The sequence below is a fragment of the Staphylococcus sp. FSL W8-0271 genome (assembly GCF_038006605.1).
GTDB lineage: Bacteria > Bacillota > Bacilli > Staphylococcales > Staphylococcaceae > Staphylococcus > Staphylococcus cohnii.
This window is the reverse complement of record NZ_JBBOVM010000001.1, coordinates 1,699,247-1,715,132: the sequence shown is the minus strand read 5'-3', so window position 1 is coordinate 1,715,132 and position 15,886 is coordinate 1,699,247. Positions and strand designations below refer to the sequence as shown.

The 15,886-nt window shown below is 32.7% G+C and carries 16 protein-coding genes; 15 read left to right on the top strand and 1 reads right to left on the bottom strand.

Annotated elements, in window-relative coordinates; translation table 11 throughout:
* Positions 1–163 precede the first annotated feature (163 nt).
* The 3 genes from NST87_RS08375 to NST87_RS08365 all read left to right on the top strand — a co-directional run bounded on the left by NST87_RS08375 (position 164) and on the right by NST87_RS08365 (position 1,332).
* Positions 164–298 carry a beta-class phenol-soluble modulin gene (locus NST87_RS08375; RefSeq protein WP_340721568.1) on the top strand — a complete coding sequence of 45 codons (135 nt, stop codon included), beginning with the start codon at positions 164–166 and terminating at the stop codon, positions 296–298.
* A gap of 47 nt (positions 299–345) precedes the next feature.
* On the top strand, positions 346–480 hold the full coding sequence (locus NST87_RS08370) for a beta-class phenol-soluble modulin (protein WP_019469303.1): 135 nt from the start codon (positions 346–348) through the stop codon (positions 478–480).
* A 165-nt stretch (positions 481–645) separates the two neighbouring features.
* A complete protein-coding gene (locus tag NST87_RS08365; protein ID WP_040030542.1) occupies positions 646–1,332 on the top strand; it encodes a YjjG family noncanonical pyrimidine nucleotidase in 687 nt (228 codons plus the stop codon).
* Between the two features lie 153 nt (positions 1,333–1,485).
* Here the strand turns inward: NST87_RS08365 and NST87_RS08360 are convergent, their stop codons facing one another.
* A complete protein-coding gene (locus NST87_RS08360) occupies positions 1,486–1,926 on the bottom strand; it encodes an N-acetyltransferase (RefSeq protein ID WP_019469305.1) in 441 nt (146 codons plus the stop codon).
* A 275-nt stretch (positions 1,927–2,201) separates the two neighbouring features.
* On the opposite strand from NST87_RS08360, the gene bshC reads away from it, so the two are divergent.
* The 12 genes from bshC (at position 2,202) to NST87_RS08300 (ending at position 15,885) form a co-directional block, all read left to right on the top strand.
* Positions 2,202–3,815, top strand: coding sequence for a bacillithiol biosynthesis cysteine-adding enzyme BshC (gene bshC, locus NST87_RS08355; RefSeq protein ID WP_040030543.1), 1,614 nt, complete (start codon positions 2,202–2,204; stop codon positions 3,813–3,815).
* Between the two features lie 149 nt (positions 3,816–3,964).
* Positions 3,965–4,396: a division/cell wall cluster transcriptional repressor MraZ gene (gene mraZ / locus NST87_RS08350; protein WP_019469307.1), complete on the top strand. Its 432-nt coding sequence runs from the start codon at positions 3,965–3,967 to the stop codon at positions 4,394–4,396.
* A gap of 14 nt (positions 4,397–4,410) precedes the next feature.
* A complete protein-coding gene (gene rsmH, locus NST87_RS08345) occupies positions 4,411–5,346 on the top strand; it encodes a 16S rRNA (cytosine(1402)-N(4))-methyltransferase RsmH (protein WP_019469308.1) in 936 nt (311 codons plus the stop codon).
* Positions 5,347–5,360: 14 nt separating this feature from the next.
* Positions 5,361–5,765, top strand: a complete 405-nt coding sequence (gene ftsL, locus NST87_RS08340) for a cell division protein FtsL (RefSeq protein ID WP_019469309.1) — start codon at positions 5,361–5,363, stop codon at positions 5,763–5,765.
* On the top strand, positions 5,746–8,028 hold the full coding sequence (locus tag NST87_RS08335; protein WP_340721566.1) for a penicillin-binding protein: 2,283 nt from the start codon (positions 5,746–5,748) through the stop codon (positions 8,026–8,028). Before ftsL ends, NST87_RS08335 begins: the two co-directional genes overlap by 20 nt.
* Before the next feature lie 202 nt (positions 8,029–8,230).
* On the top strand, positions 8,231–9,196 hold the full coding sequence (gene mraY, locus NST87_RS08330; RefSeq protein WP_019469311.1) for a phospho-N-acetylmuramoyl-pentapeptide-transferase: 966 nt from the start codon (positions 8,231–8,233) through the stop codon (positions 9,194–9,196).
* Between the two features lies 1 nt (position 9,197).
* Complete coding sequence (gene murD, locus NST87_RS08325) at positions 9,198–10,547, top strand: UDP-N-acetylmuramoyl-L-alanine--D-glutamate ligase (protein WP_019469312.1); 1,350 nt, start codon at positions 9,198–9,200, stop codon at positions 10,545–10,547.
* A gap of 14 nt (positions 10,548–10,561) precedes the next feature.
* Positions 10,562–11,452 (top strand): cell division protein FtsQ/DivIB, encoded by an 891-nt coding sequence (locus NST87_RS08320; protein WP_019469313.1) that lies wholly within the window; start codon positions 10,562–10,564, stop codon positions 11,450–11,452.
* Positions 11,453–11,557: 105 nt separating this feature from the next.
* Complete coding sequence (gene ftsA / locus NST87_RS08315) at positions 11,558–12,973, top strand: cell division protein FtsA (protein ID WP_340721565.1); 1,416 nt, start codon at positions 11,558–11,560, stop codon at positions 12,971–12,973.
* 29 nt (positions 12,974–13,002) lie between these two features.
* Positions 13,003–14,169, top strand: a complete 1,167-nt coding sequence (gene ftsZ / locus NST87_RS08310; protein ID WP_019469315.1) for a cell division protein FtsZ — start codon at positions 13,003–13,005, stop codon at positions 14,167–14,169.
* A gap of 234 nt (positions 14,170–14,403) precedes the next feature.
* Positions 14,404–15,192, top strand: coding sequence for a peptidoglycan editing factor PgeF (pgeF, locus tag NST87_RS08305; RefSeq protein ID WP_019469316.1), 789 nt, complete (start codon positions 14,404–14,406; stop codon positions 15,190–15,192).
* An 18-nt stretch (positions 15,193–15,210) separates the two neighbouring features.
* Positions 15,211–15,885 (top strand): YggS family pyridoxal phosphate-dependent enzyme, encoded by a 675-nt coding sequence (locus tag NST87_RS08300; protein WP_019469317.1) that lies wholly within the window; start codon positions 15,211–15,213, stop codon positions 15,883–15,885.
* Position 15,886: the final 1 nt, after the last annotated feature.

Sequence of the window (15,886 nt, the reverse complement as noted above, 5' to 3'; positions counted from 1 at the left end):
TTTACTACTATTTAATGAAGTATGAAATAAAACACAATTTTATATGTAAATGTCTTATAGTTATAGATAACAAACGATACTTAATTAAATAACAAATTAACAGTATCGTTTAAAACATAAAAAACAGTCATAAGCATCTATCATATAATGAGGAGTGTTTATAATGGAAGGTTTATTTAACGCAATCAAAGATACAGTTCAAGCTGGCATAGCAGGTAACGGTTCAGAATTAGGTACAAGTATTGTAGATATCGTTTCAAGTGGTGTAGGTTTACTAGGTAAACTTTTCGGATTTTAAAATTGAGTACTTAGCTTATTTTAAAAATATAGTGAGGGGTGTTTATAATGGAAGGTTTATTTAATGCAATTAAAGATACAGTACAAGCTGGCATAGCAGGCGATGGTGCTAAATTAGGTACAAGTATTGTAGACATCGTAGAAAACGGTGTAGGTTTAGCAAGTAAATTATTCGGATTCTAATATAAATTTCTATGACGGACTGGCCAAGGTAATAACCTTGGCTTTTTTTGTTTGCTGAAATATGAAATATGATATGATGAAATAAAATTCGGCTATGTTTACATATTGACGAGGACATAACTAACTTAGTTTAAAAAAGATATCAATAAGGGGTTAGAAAACACTATGAATAAAAGATGTTTGCTTATCGATTTTGACGATACAATTGTTGATTTTCATGATGCAGAAGCATATGCATTTCACCAACTTACAAAAAAATATAATTTAGAGACAAACCAAAATGATTTAAATCAATTTATGACTATAAATCAAGCGCATTGGGAAGCGTTTCAACAAAATCAATTATCAAAGACTGAAGTTTTAAGTAAAAGGTTTGAAGTGTATTTTGATTTGCATCAAATCAATGTTAATGGAAAAGAAGCAGACGTAATCTTTCGAGATGAACTCGCAAATGCTCCAATAAAGTATTTTATGAATACGGTGGAAACGTTGAGAATGCTCAAAGATACACATGATCTATATATTGTTACAAATGGTGTTTTAGAAACACAAGAAAGACGCATAGCAAAAACAAAAATGGGAAATTGGTTTAAAGGTGTTTATGTATCTGAGGAAACAGGATATCAAAAGCCGATGCCAGAATTTTTTGATTTTGTGTTTAATGAAATTGGTCATGATAAAAGGGACCATGCAATGATTGTTGGCGATTCAATAACATCAGATATTTTAGGTGGGAAAAATGCTGCGATAAAAACATGTTGGTTTAATCCAAGAAATAAAATAAATAACACAGAAATTAATCCGGATTATACTATCGAATCGCTTGATCAATTGTTAGATATAGCAAAATAAAAGAAGCGTGAATTCTAATCAGAAAATTGATTTTAATTCACGCTTCATATTATGTTAATAATCATTCAAGAAATGAAAAAAGTTTACTTTATTAATAAGTATCTACTATATTATAAAAATGAGTGTATTATTTTAAATGTATTGGATGTAAAATTAAGGTGTCCAAATAAGTATATCGTGACCATCTTTATTTTGTTGTTCAATATCTTTAAATCCATGTTTAATGAAGAAATTTTTTGATTGATTACGTGCAATAACTTTAATAGGTTGGCCTTGTTCCTTAGCGAAATCTAACAACGCTTTACCGTAACCACGACCTTGGAAATCACGTAAAACTTCTAGTTTCCATAAAATGTTATAATCATCAAAATCTGAGAAGTATACATCTTCAACTTCTCCTTTACGGTATAAAGCCATACGAGCGCCCAACCTATCACCAACATATATGCCATAAAATGGTGAGTCTGAACTAGCGTCTATCATTTCACCGCGTAATTCATCTACTAAATATAAATCTTCATTTCCGAAGTTTCTAAAATCTTCAAATAATTCGTCGGTTTTGTAATTAATATCTAGTCGTTTAACATTACTCACTTTAGCTTCCCCCTTTGTTTTATTACTAACTATTATACCTTATTTTATTGAATATTTCACAAAAATGAATGCTTAAAACATTTTGTAAAATAACGATATTAATTTGCTCATTGTTTTTATATAATGTAAAGTGCTGATAACTTGTATGAATATTGATTAACAATGTTTATACATATGTAAAATAATTTTCAATCAATTTATAAGCCGTAAAATTGTCAATGTTGAATATAAACTTTATACTATATAGGAATAGAGTAACGTAAGGAGAATTACGAATGGATTGTATGACAACGAAACTTAATGAAAAAGATCAATTTATATCTAATGTTAAAAATAGTGATTCAACTTTAGCTAAATATTATCATTTTGATGCGATGAATAAACATGATTATAAAAAAAGACTGCTTATGGAAAATAACGGAAGAGAAGCATCGCTAGCTAAAATCATTGAAGCATACATGGGTGATTTAACATTAGATCATCAACAAAATGATAACTTAAAAGCACTTAGTAACGGTGCGAAAGTTGTGATCGGAGGCCAACAAGCCGGTTTGTTTGGTGGGCCCTTATACACTTTCCATAAAATATTTTCAATTATTACATTAAGTGAAAAACTATCAAAAGATTATGATACGCACGTTGTCCCTGTTTTTTGGATTGCGGGTGAAGATCATGATTTTGATGAAGTAAATCATACTTATGTTTTTAATGAGCACAAGGCAACTTTACAAAAAATTAGATATAGTACAATGACGCCACCAGAGTCTAGTGTTTCAAAATATTTGCCAGATAAAGAAGCGTTACATAAAGCGTTAAATCATTTTTTTAAAGAATTAAAAGAAACTGAGTCTTCTTCAAAATTATTAAACATGTGTAGAAATATTATTGATCATTATGATAGTTGGACTGACATGTTTAAAGCGTTATTACACGAAGTTTTCAAACATTATGGATTGTTACTGATAGATGCAAATGATAAAGCGTTGCGTCAATTAGAAAAACCAATGTTTAGAAACATGATTGAAAAGCATCATTCAGTTGACGATGCCTTTAGACAAACGCAAGCTCAAACGATGGCTGATGGCTTGGAGCAAATGATACAGACAGAGACGAATGTGCATTTGTTCATGCATGATGAGAGTGTAAGACAACTATTAACTTTTGAAAATGGGAGATTTTATTTAAATAAATCAGAGAAGTCGTTTTCGAAACAAGAGCTTCTTAATATAGTAGAAACAGAACCAGAAAGATTTTCTAATAATGTCGTTACAAGGCCAGTAATGGAAGAGTGGCTATTTAATACAGTAGCCTTTATAGGCGGTCCTAGTGAAATTAAATATTGGACAGAATTAAGTGAAGTTTTTCGAACGTTAGAAGTATCCATGCCTATCGTTTTACCACGATTAAGAATTACTTATATAAATGATAGAATTGAAAAGTTATTAGCACATTATCAATTGAACCGTAATGATATCATTGAAAAAGGAATCGAGGCAGACAAAGCACAGTTTATTAGATCCAAAGCGTCACAATCTTTTATAGAACAAGTTGAAGCACTGAAAGAACAACAAAAGGATCTATTTCATTCTCTGCAAGCAGAAGTTACAGACAATCATGATAATAAAGTATTGTTAAATAAAAATAATGAAATTCATCAAAAACAATTTGATTATTTGCTAAAACGGTACTTATTAAATATCGAAAGAGAAAACGACATTAACATGAAACATTTTGAGACATTAAGTAAAACACTCCATCCAATGGGTGGATTACAAGAAAGAATATGGAATCCACTTCAAATTATGAATGATTTTGGGATAGATGTGTTTAGTCCCTCCACCTATCCACCACTTTCTTACACATTTGATCATATATTGATAAAACCTTAGAGCGACAACGGGAACACCCGATTCATCATTGAGATGAATCGGGTGTTTTTTTCTATGTTTCAAGAAATTTTGGTGAAATTTGTATAATTAGTGGAGGATAGTGGTGAGATGTGGTAAATTATATATATAAGAAGGTGAGGTGATTATAAATGTTCATGGGTGAATACGAGCATCAATTGGATACCAAGGGACGTATGATTGTTCCTTCCAAATTTCGTTACGACCTAAATGAGCGTTTTATAATTACTCGAGGCCTTGATAAATGCTTATTTGGTTACACTTTAGAAGAATGGCAAGTAATTGAAGAGAAAATGAAAACCTTACCAATGACAAAAAAAGATGCACGTAAATTTATGCGTATGTTCTTTTCAGGCGCTGTCGAAGTAGAATTAGATAAGCAAGGGCGTATTAATATTCCTCAGAATTTGAGGAAGTATGCCAATTTAAACAAGGAATGTACGGTAATAGGTGTCTCAAATCGCATAGAAATTTGGGATAGAGAAACTTGGAATGATTTTTATGATGAATCAGAAGATAGTTTTGAAGATATTGCCGAAGACTTAATTGACTTTGATTTTTAAATGGAGGCGTTAAATTGTTTCATCATGTCAGCGTTATGCTAAAAGAAACTATAGATTACTTAAATATTAAAGAAGATGGCATATATGTCGACTGTACATTAGGTGGAGCAGGTCATGCCCTCTATTTATTAAATCAAATTGGAGACGAAGGTAGACTAATTGCAATTGATCAAGACACAACAGCACTTGAAAATGCAAAAGAAGTATTGAAAGACCATATACATAAAGTTACCTTCGTGCATAGCAACTTTAGAAAATTGACTGAAATTTTAGATGATTTAAATATTGAAAAAGTAGATGGCATTTATTATGACTTAGGTGTGTCTAGCCCACAATTAGACGTGCCTGAAAGAGGTTTTAGTTATCATAATGAAGCAAAATTAGATATGCGTATGGATCAAACTCAATCATTATCAGCATATGAAGTAGTGAATGAATGGTCGTTTGAAAAATTAGTGAGAATTTTCCATCGTTATGGTGAAGAAAAATTTTCAAAACAAATTGCAAGACGTATAGAACAAAACAGAGCACAAAAGCCAATAGAAACAACTTTAGAACTTGTAGATGTTATTAAAGAAGGCATCCCAGCTAAGGCAAGAAGAAAGGGTGGGCATCCTGCTAAAAGAATTTTTCAAGCAATTAGGATTGCAGTTAATGATGAATTATCTGCATTTGAAAATTCGTTAGAACAAGCGATTGATTTGGTGAAAGTGGACGGAAGAATATCTGTGATTACATTCCATTCGTTAGAAGATCGACTATGTAAACAAATGTTCCAAGAGTACGAAAAAGGACCCGAAGTTCCTAGAGGATTACCTGTCATACCAGAAGCTTATACACCTAAATTGAAACGAGTTAACAGAAAACCAATTATTGCTACAGATGAAGATTTAGAAGAAAATAATCGAGCGCGTAGTGCCAAGTTACGTATAGCTGAAATACTAAAATAAGGAGTGATTTTTGAGTGGCAGTAGAGAAAATATACCAACCGTATAGTGGAGCAGAGCAGCATATACCACAAACGCAACCGTCGCCTCATCCCCAGAGTCAACCCCAGACAGTTAAGCGTAAAGTAATTGTCAAGCTAACTAAGTTTGAAAAGATGTTATACATAGGACTTATAACAGTAATTGCTTTAATAAGTATTTATATGCTATCTTTAAAAATGGATGCGTATGAAACTCGAGAAAAAATTGCAGATTTAGATACAAAAATTGAAAAACAATCTAGTGAAAACAGCGCAATAAAATCTGAAATTAAAAAGAACTCCTCATATGAACGCATTTACGATAAGGCCAAAAAAGATGGAATGAGCCTTAAGAACGATAATGTAAAGGTAGTGCGTAATAATGGCGAAGCGAAGAATTAAATTAAAAAAACCGAAGTTTTCAATTAAAAAAAGTAAAATAGGGGCAGTCCTACTCATCCTTGGATTTGGACTGCTCTTTTTTACGTTGGTTTTAAGATACTCGTTTATTATGTTGACAGGACACTCTTCTGGTGAAGATTTAATTATGAAAGCGAATGAAAAGTATTTAGTAAATACACAACAACAACCAGAAAGAGGTAAGATTTATGACAGAAATGGCAAAGTCTTAGCTGAAGATGTGGAACGTTATAAAGTTGTGGCAGTTGTAGATAAAAAAGCGAGTGAAGGTAGTGATAAACCTAAGCATGTGACAGACAAAAAAGAAACCGCTAAAAAACTTGCTACTGTGATTGATATGTCAGCAAAAGAAATTGAAAAAAAACTGGATAATAAAAAAGCCTTTCAAGTGGAATTTGGTCAAAAAGGCACAGACTTAACGTATCAAGAGAAAGAAAAAATTGAAAAAATGAAACTTCCTGGTGTGACGTTATATCCAGAAACTGAAAGATTTTATCCTAATGGAAACTTCGCATCTCATTTGATAGGTATTGCTCAAAAAGATCCAGATAGTGGCGAATTAAAAGGTGCTTTAGGCGTTGAAAAAATATTTGATAGCTATCTTTCAGGTCAAAAAGGTGCATTATCATATATTCATGATATTTGGGGCTATATTGCACCAAATACAAAAAAAGAAAAAGTACCTAAACGTGGAGATGACGTCCATTTAACCCTTGATTCAAACATACAAGTTTTCGTTGAAGAAGCGCTAGATGGCATGGTTGAACACTATAAACCTAAAGATTTATTTGCCGTAGTTATGGATGCGAAAACAGGTGAAATCTTGGCATTTAGTCAAAGGCCAACTTTCAACCCAGAAACTGGTAAAAATTTTGGCAAAAAATGGGCGAATGATTTATATCAAAACACATATGAACCGGGATCAACTTTTAAATCTTACGGATTAGCTGCTGCAATTCAAGAAGGTGAATTTAAGCCAGATAAAAAATACACTGCTGAACCTAGAGAAGTAATGGGATCTAAAATATCTGACTGGAATAAAGTAGGTTGGGGAGAAATCTCAATGTCTACTGGTTTCACATATTCTTCAAACACTTTAATGATGCACTTACAAGATTTAGTTGGCGCAGATAAGATGAAAGAATGGTATGAAAAATTTGGTTTTGGTAAATCTACTGATAGCATGTTTGATGGTGAATCTACAGGCGGTATTGCTTGGGATAATGAAGCACAGCAAAAAACATCTTCATTCGGTCAATCTACAACCGTAACACCAGTTCAAATGTTAAGAGCGCAATCAGCTTTTAATAATGAAGGTAAAATGTTGCAACCATGGTTTGTGGATAGCGTGAGCAATCCTGTTACTGATGATATCTTTTATAAAGGTAAAAAAGAGTTTGCAGGAAAACCAATTACTAAAGATACTGCTAAGAAAGTTCGTACCGAATTAGATAAAGTTGTAAACAGTGAAGACAGTCATGCTAAAAACTATCAAATTGATGGTTATGATGTAGCAGGTAAAACAGGTACAGCACAAGTTGCCGACTCTGATAATGGTGGTTATGTTCAAGGTGAAAATCCATATTTTGTAAGCTTTATTGGTGACGCACCTAAAGATGATCCAGAAGTAATTGTATATGCTGGTATGAGTTTAGCACAAAAAAACGACCAAGAAGCCTACGAAATGGGTGTAAGTAAAGCGTTCAAACCTATTATGGAAAATACATTAAAATACTTAAATGTTGGAGATAAAAATTCTAAAGATAAATCTGATGTGAAGTATAGTAAAGTACCAGATGTTCAAGGTCAGGAGACGCAAAAAGCACAAGATAAGGTGAATAGTAAATCTCTTGATCCAATAGTCATAGGAAGTGGCGATAAAGTTGTAAAACAATCAGTATCACCTGATAAAGAAGTGCTTCCAAATAGTAAGGTGCTCCTATTGACAGATGGGGATATAACAATGCCTGACATGACTGGTTGGACAAAAGAAGAAGTGATTGCCTTTGAAACATTGACGCAAACAAAAGTGACTACAAAAGGTAGTGGTTTTGTTTCTAATCAATCTGTTAATAAGGGACAGAAAATTGACAAAAAAGATAAAGTAGAAGTGTCATTATCTGCTGAAGCGATTAATGGTGAATCATCGACCACGTCATCTGAAGAAAAGGAATCATCCAAAGCCGATTCTGATAAAAATGATGATAACAACTCAGATTCAAGCAGTGATAAACAAAGCGAATAAATAAGTTATTTTATTTCTGACGTCAATGGTAAAACATGTTAAAATGTATAATTTGAAATTGATGCGAGGTAGTAATTTAAATGTTTAGTACGAAATATATTTTTGTAGTTTTAAAACATAAATACTGCCTCGTTACATATGATTTATAAGTTGCACCTAGCATTAACGACATTAATCCAATTTAATATTAAAGGAGCATAATATGGTTTATTTACTAGCGATCATTGCATTACTAATAACATTTATATTAGTCCCTGTATTGATACCAACACTAAAGAGAATGAAATTTGGACAAAGCATAAGAGAAGAGGGCCCTCAAAGTCATATGAAAAAAACAGGTACACCAACTATGGGTGGGTTAACTTTCCTACTTAGTATTATTGTCACATCAATATTAGCTATTATTTTTATGGATAATGCGAATCCGATTATATTATTATTGTTTGTGACGATTGGTTTTGGGTTAATTGGTTTTATAGATGACTACATCATTGTAGTTAAAAAAAATAATCAAGGTTTAACGAGTAAACAAAAATTCCTTGCTCAAATTGCTATTGCGGTTATTTTCTTCATATTAAGCCAAGTATTTAATTTAACAGACTTTTCAACTGGCATTCATATTCCATTTACAGGTTTAGAAGTACCTTTATCAATTGCATATGTAATTTTCATTGTATTTTGGCAAGTTGGTTTTTCTAATGCAGTGAATTTAACGGATGGATTAGATGGACTTTCTACAGGGCTTTCCATTATTGGATTTATTATGTATGCATTAATGGCTTATATCCAAGGAGCTAATTCCATTGGTTTGTTTTGTATTATCATGATTTTCGCATTGCTTGGATTCTTACCGTTTAATTTAAATCCTGCAAAGGTATTTATGGGAGATACAGGTAGTTTAGCTTTAGGTGGTATCTTTGCCACGATTTCAATTATGCTAAATCAAGAATTGTCACTCATTTTTATCGGTTTTGTATTTGTAGCCGAAACATTATCAGTTATGATTCAAGTTACATCATATAAGCTTACAGGGAAAAGAGTTTTCAAAATGTCACCACTACATCATCATTTTGAGTTAGTCGGTTGGAATGAACGAAAAGTTGTTACTGTATTTTGGACAGTTGGTATTATTTCGGGTCTTATTGGCTTATGGATTGGAGTGAATTAAATTGCTGAAATATACAGGTTTAGAAAATAAAGATGTATTAGTAATAGGATTAGCAAAAAGTGGATATGAAGCAGCGAAATTATTACAAAAACTTGGCGCAAATGTCGTTGTTAACGATGGCAAGGATTTAAGTAGAGATGCACATGCAATTGATTTAGAAAATATGGGGGTCAAAGTTGTCGGTGGGGAGCACCCATTTTCTTTACTTGATAATGAACCACTCATTTTTAAAAACCCTGGCATACCTTATACTGTTCCGTTGATTCAAGAAGCGGAACGCCGAGGATTACAAATACTTACTGAAGTGGAATTGAGTTATTTAGTTTCAAAAGCACCTATTATTGGTGTGACAGGTACAAATGGAAAAACAACGGTAACTTCATTAATTGGAGATATGTTTAAAAAAAGTAGAATTACTGGTAAATTATCTGGCAATATAGGTTATGTTGCTTCAAAAGTGGCACAAGAAGTAGATGAAGAGGATTACCTTATAACTGAATTATCTTCATTTCAATTATTAGGCATTGATCAATATAAACCACATATCTCAATTATTACAAATATTTATTCGGCACATTTGGATTATCATGAAAATTTAGAGAATTATCAAAATGCCAAAAAGCAAATATATAAAAATCAAACAGAAGAGGATTACTTAATATGTAATTATCATCAACGCCATTTGATAGAATCTGAATCTTTAAAAGCCAAAGTATATTATTTTTCAACACAGCAAGAGGTTGATGGTATCTATGTAAAAGATGGTTATATTACATTTAAAGGTTTCCGACTTATTCATAAAGATGACTTAGTATTACCTGGTGAACATAATTTAGAAAACATACTAGCTGCTGTATTAGCTGCATTATTAGCAGGTATTTCTGTAAGAGCAATTATAGATAGTTTGACAACATTTTCAGGCATAGAACATAGGCTTCAATATGTAGGGTCAAACAAAACGAATAAATACTACAATGACTCAAAGGCTACTAATACTTTAGCAACGCAATTTGCGCTTAATTCATTTAAACAACCTATTATTTGGTTGTGTGGTGGTTTAGACAGAGGAAATGGATTTGATGAATTAATTCCATATATGAATAACGTCAGAGTGATGGTAACTTTTGGTGAAACACAAGATAAATTTGTGAAATTAGGCGAGAATCAAGGCAAATATGTAATAAAGGCTACTGATGTAGCGGATGCAGTCGATAAAGTACAATCAATTATTGAGCCTAATGACGTTGTATTATTATCGCCAGCTTGTGCTAGTTGGGATCAATACAATACATTCGAAGAGCGCGGAAATAAGTTTATAAAGAGTTTCCAAGCGCATTTACCTTCACTTTAAAGGTTGTGAAATAAATGTCAGATAAAGTTAGTGAATTTGATTCTGAATATTTAAAAGAGAAACGTGCAAAGCGACGTAAAAAACAAAAGCAAATCCAATATACTATTTTCGGTATTTTGTTATTTATCATTTTGCTGATTCTTATTTATATGTTCACACCATTAAGTAAAATCAACTCAGTAACCATTGAAGGTAATGATAATGTATCAAAAACTTCTATTAAAAAAGCTATTGATGTGAAAGATGATTCAAGAATGTATACCTATAGTACTTCAACAGCTGTTAATAATTTAAAAGAGAATAAATTAATAAAACATGCAGAAGTGACTAAAGTATTACCAAATAAGTTGAAGGTTAAAGTGACAGAAAGTCAAATCGTGGGTTTAGTTAAAAAGAAGGATGATTATGTTCCCATTCTTGAAGATGGTACAGAGTTAGAAAATTATGAAGATAGTAATGTAACAGATGACGGTCCCGTACTTGAAGGATTCAAAAAAGAGAAAAAAGAAAAAATGATACAAGAATTATCAAAAATGCCTGCAAAAGTTCGAGGTATGATTGCAGAAGTGCAATATGATCCACAAGAAAATTTACAAAATCAAATCAAATTATTTACGACAGATGAGATTCAAATTGTAGGTAACATAAATACTATTGGTAATAAGATGAAGTATTATCCTCAAATGTCACAATCATTAGAACGTGATGAATCTGGAAGTTTGAAAAAATCAGGTTATATTGATTTGTCAGTTGGCGCTTCTTTCATTCCTTATAGTGGCGGAAGTACGACTAAATCAACGAGTGATCAAAATGTTGACAAAGGAAATACACAGGAAGATAAGGCTAAAGACGAGTTACAAAGTGCATTAAATAAGATAAATAAAGAATCAGACAAAAATAATTAAAAAATTTAGACAAATACATGTGTTTATAGTTCACAAGCGTCAAAACGTATTGTAAACTGTTAATAGTGTGAACATGAATAAGTAATTGTCAGGAGGTGCCTATCTATGGAAGAGCATTATTATGTAAGTATAGATATCGGTTCGTCAAGTGTTAAAGCGATAGTGGGCGAAAAATTTCACAATGGAATAAATGTGATAGGTACAGGACAGACCTACACAAGTGGTATAAAAAATGGTCTTATTGATGATTTCGACATCGCAAAACAAGCGGTTAAAGATACAATCAAAAAAGCCTCTATTGCATCAGGCGTCGATGTTAAAGAAGTGTTTTTAAAACTTCCAATTATCGGTACTGAGGTATTTGATGAATCAAATGAAATTGAATTTTATGAAGATACTGAACTAGATGGTACACACATTGAAAGTGTACTGGAAGGTATACGTGAAAAAAATGATGTACCCGAAACAGAAATAATAAACGCATTCCCAATTAAATTTGTGGTAGATGGCGAAAATGAAGTATCAGATCCTAAAGAACTCATTGCTAGACACAGTTTAAAAGTTGAAGCTGGTGTCATTGCCATTCAAAAATCAATCTTAATAAACATGATTAAATGTGTAGAATCTTGCGGTGTAGACGTATTAGATGTTTATTCTGATGCATATAACTATGGGTCAGTACTTTCAGCAACAGAGAAAGAACTGGGTGCATGCATCATCGACATAGGTGAAGATATAACACAATTAGCATTTTACGAAAGAGGAGAGCTCGTGGATGCTGATGCCATAGAAATGGCTGGTAGAGATATAACAGAAGATATTGCAAAAGGTTTAAATACGTCATATGAAACGGCTGAAAAAATTAAACATCAATATGGTCACGCTTTCTTCGATTCAGCGTCCGATCATGACGTCTTCACTATTGACCAAGTAAATAGTGAAGAAGAAGCGCAATTTACTCAAAAAGATTTAGCAGATGTAATAGAAGCACGTGTGGAAGATATATTCTTTAATGTGTTTGATGTATTACAAGAGTTAGGTCTTACAAAGGTAACTGGTGGTTTCGTTGTAACTGGTGGTTCAGCTAATTTACTAGGCGTTAAAGAATTGCTTCAAGATATGGTAAGTGAAAAAGTAAGAATTCATACACCATCACAAATGGGCATAAGAAAACCAGAGTTTTCTTCAGCGATTTCAACGATTTCTAGTAGCATTACTTTCGACGAATTACTAGATTATGTTACAATTAATAATCATGACAGTGAAGAATTTGAAGAAGAAGTCATAGAATCAAATGATCGAGAAAATAGTACGAAGTCAAGCGGATTTGATTGGTTCAAAAAGAAATCAAACAAACAAGAAGAGCCACATACATCAACTTCTGATATAGAAGAACCAGAAGCGTCTGAGGCATACGAACATGAAGACAACAAAGAACAAGAACAAGAAGTACAAGAAAGTAAACCTCAAGACAAAGAAGAAAGTAAGTTCAAGAAACTTATGAAATCTCTATTCGATTGATTGGCCACTAAAACTAGGAGGAAATTTAAATGTTAGAATTTGAACAAGGATTTAATCATTTAGCGACGTTAAAAGTCATCGGTGTAGGGGGCGGCGGAAATAACGCTGTTAACCGAATGATTGATCATGGTATGAATAATGTTGAATTTATTTCTATCAATACGGATGGACAAGCTTTAAACTTATCTAAAGCGGAGTCTAAAATCCAAATTGGTGAAAAATTAACGCGTGGGTTAGGCGCTGGTGCAAACCCTGAAATAGGTAAAAAAGCTGCCGAAGAATCGCGTGAACAAATTGAAGATGCAATCCAAGGTGCTGATATGGTCTTCGTAACAGCAGGTATGGGTGGCGGTACTGGTACAGGTGCTGCGCCAGTTGTAGCGAAAATCGCAAAAGAAATGGGAGCGTTAACTGTTGGTGTTGTTACACGTCCATTTGGATTTGAAGGCCGTAAACGTCAAACACAAGCAGCTGCTGGTGTAGAATCAATGAAAGCTGCTGTTGACACATTAATCGTAATTCCTAATGACCGTTTATTAGATATTGTTGATAAGTCTACACCAATGATGGAAGCATTTAAAGAAGCTGACAATGTATTACGTCAAGGTGTTCAAGGTATTTCAGATCTAATCGCTGTTTCAGGTGAAGTTAACCTTGACTTTGCAGACGTTAAAACAATTATGTCTAACCAAGGTTCTGCGTTAATGGGAATCGGTGTTTCTTCTGGTGAAAACCGTGCAGTAGAAGCTGCTAAAAAAGCTATTTCTTCACCGTTATTAGAAACTTCTATTGTGGGTGCACAAGGTGTGTTAATGAACATTACTGGTGGAGAATCACTTTCATTATTCGAAGCACAGGAAGCAGCAGATATTGTACAAGATGCAGCAGATGAAGACGTTAATATGATTTTCGGTACTGTCATTAATCCAGAATTACAAGATGAAATCGTGGTAACAGTTATTGCTACTGGATTTGAAGATAAACCTTCATCTCAAGGTCGCAAAGCTTCAAATACTGGATTCGGCAATAGTGCATCATCTGGAAGTACAACTGCAAAAGAAGATTCATTCTCTTCTAGTGCATCACAATCTACAGATAGTGCAAATGAAGGTAGAACACATACTACAAATGAAGATGATATTCCTAGCTTTATTAGAAACCGTGAAGAAAGACGTTCTAGAAGAACTAGACGTTAATCTCGAATGAACTTCTTCTGTTAGTTTTTCATAATAATTAATATTAATTAAGACAACATAAAACATATAGATGTCATCAGGTCCAAAGATCTGATGACTTTTTTGAATTTAGAAATTGGCATATAATTAGATGTGAAATACTTCGTTATGGAGCAAAATGCAGTTTCCAATTATTTAGAATCTCCCAATGACTTTAGATAGTTTGTAAATGTTGAATAGCTGGAGGTTTATGACATGCAAGAGAAATTTATTAAAGACCGTCATATTTTAAAATATGATGACAATCAATTAAACAATGTGAAATTGGGTATAACAACAAGAGAAGATGGATTTAGTAATTATCCGAAAAATGCATTTAACATGGCAAGATATATTAATGATGATCAAGATAATGTTACAAAGCATCAAATGTTACTTGCTTCTGTAATTCAGTTTCCTAGAGATCAATGGGTTTTTCCGATTCAAACACATGAAAATAAAGTGGTTGAAATTACAAACAAAGATAAAGGTACAAATATTGATAGACTTTCTAATGCGTTACATGGTATAGATGGTATGTATACATTTGAAAAAGATATTTTATTAACCATGTGTTATGCAGATTGTGTACCAATTTATTTTTACAGCGAAAAACATGACTTTATTGGTTTGGCTCATGCGGGTTGGCGTGGCACAGTAGGACAAATTGTCAACCAAATGTTAAAACATATACCATTTGATTTTAATGATTTAAAAGTTGTTATAGGACCAGCTACAGCAACTTCATATGAAATTAATGATGATATTAAAAGTAAATTTGAGCGCTTACCTATAGATTCACATCAATATATTGAGACGAGAGCAGAAAACCGTCACGGTATAGACTTAAAAAAAGCGAATGCTATGTTGTTAGCGTATGGTGGCGTCCCTGAAAATAACATTTATATAACGAATTATGCTACTTCAGAAGATTTAACTTTATTCTTTTCATATAGAGTAGAAAAAGGTAATACTGGTCGTATGTTAGCTTATATTGGTCAATAACTAAGAGGTGTATAAAAATTGGATGTACAACAAAGTTTAACGCAAATAAATAAACAATTGGACATACATTGTAAAAAAGGAAATATTACAACAGTCCCAAACGTGATAGCAGTGACAAAATATGTTACAATAGAGCGAGCTAATGATGCTTACCAAGCAGGTATTAGACATTTTGGTGAAAATCGTTTAGAAGGTTTTCAACAAAAAAAAGCAGCCTTACCAGACGATGTAGTCATGCATTTTATAGGTTCCTTACAAACAAGGAAAGTTAAAGAGGTAATCAATGATATCGACTATTTTCACGCTTTAGATCGTCTGAAATTAGCAAAAGAGATTAATAAAAGAGCTCAACATAAAGTGAAATGTTTTGTTCAAGTAAATGTTTCTGGAGAAACATCAAAACAAGGCATCGCTTTAGATGAAGTAGATACGTTTATTAAAGATTTAGAGCAATATGAAAACATTGAAATTACTGGTCTTATGACTATGGCACCATACACGGACGATGAACCGTACATTAAAGATTTATTCAAATCATTAAGAGCAAAAAGAGATGAAATTAAAGCGCTCAATTTAAATTTTGCACCATGCACAGAGTTGTCGATGGGAATGAGTAATGATTACCATTTAGCAGCTGAAGAAGGTGCGTCATTTGTGAGAATTGGGACTAAACTTGTAGGAAAAGAGGAGTGAG

Coding starts and splice junctions, on each gene's coding strand:
- NST87_RS08370 (WP_019469303.1), top strand. CDS start 346: ATGGAAGGTTTATTTAATGCAATTAAAGATACAGTACAAGCTGGCATA.
- NST87_RS08365 (WP_040030542.1), top strand. CDS start 646: ATGAATAAAAGATGTTTGCTTATCGATTTTGACGATACAATTGTTGAT.
- NST87_RS08375 (WP_340721568.1), top strand. CDS start 164: ATGGAAGGTTTATTTAACGCAATCAAAGATACAGTTCAAGCTGGCATA.
- NST87_RS08320 (WP_019469313.1), top strand. CDS start 10,562: ATGTCAGATAAAGTTAGTGAATTTGATTCTGAATATTTAAAAGAGAAA.
- ftsA (WP_340721565.1), top strand. CDS start 11,558: ATGGAAGAGCATTATTATGTAAGTATAGATATCGGTTCGTCAAGTGTT.
- bshC (WP_040030543.1), top strand. CDS start 2,202: ATGGATTGTATGACAACGAAACTTAATGAAAAAGATCAATTTATATCT.
- mraY (WP_019469311.1), top strand. CDS start 8,231: ATGGTTTATTTACTAGCGATCATTGCATTACTAATAACATTTATATTA.
- NST87_RS08335 (WP_340721566.1), top strand. CDS start 5,746: ATGGCGAAGCGAAGAATTAAATTAAAAAAACCGAAGTTTTCAATTAAA.
- ftsZ (WP_019469315.1), top strand. CDS start 13,003: ATGTTAGAATTTGAACAAGGATTTAATCATTTAGCGACGTTAAAAGTC.
- mraZ (WP_019469307.1), top strand. CDS start 3,965: ATGTTCATGGGTGAATACGAGCATCAATTGGATACCAAGGGACGTATG.
- pgeF (WP_019469316.1), top strand. CDS start 14,404: ATGCAAGAGAAATTTATTAAAGACCGTCATATTTTAAAATATGATGAC.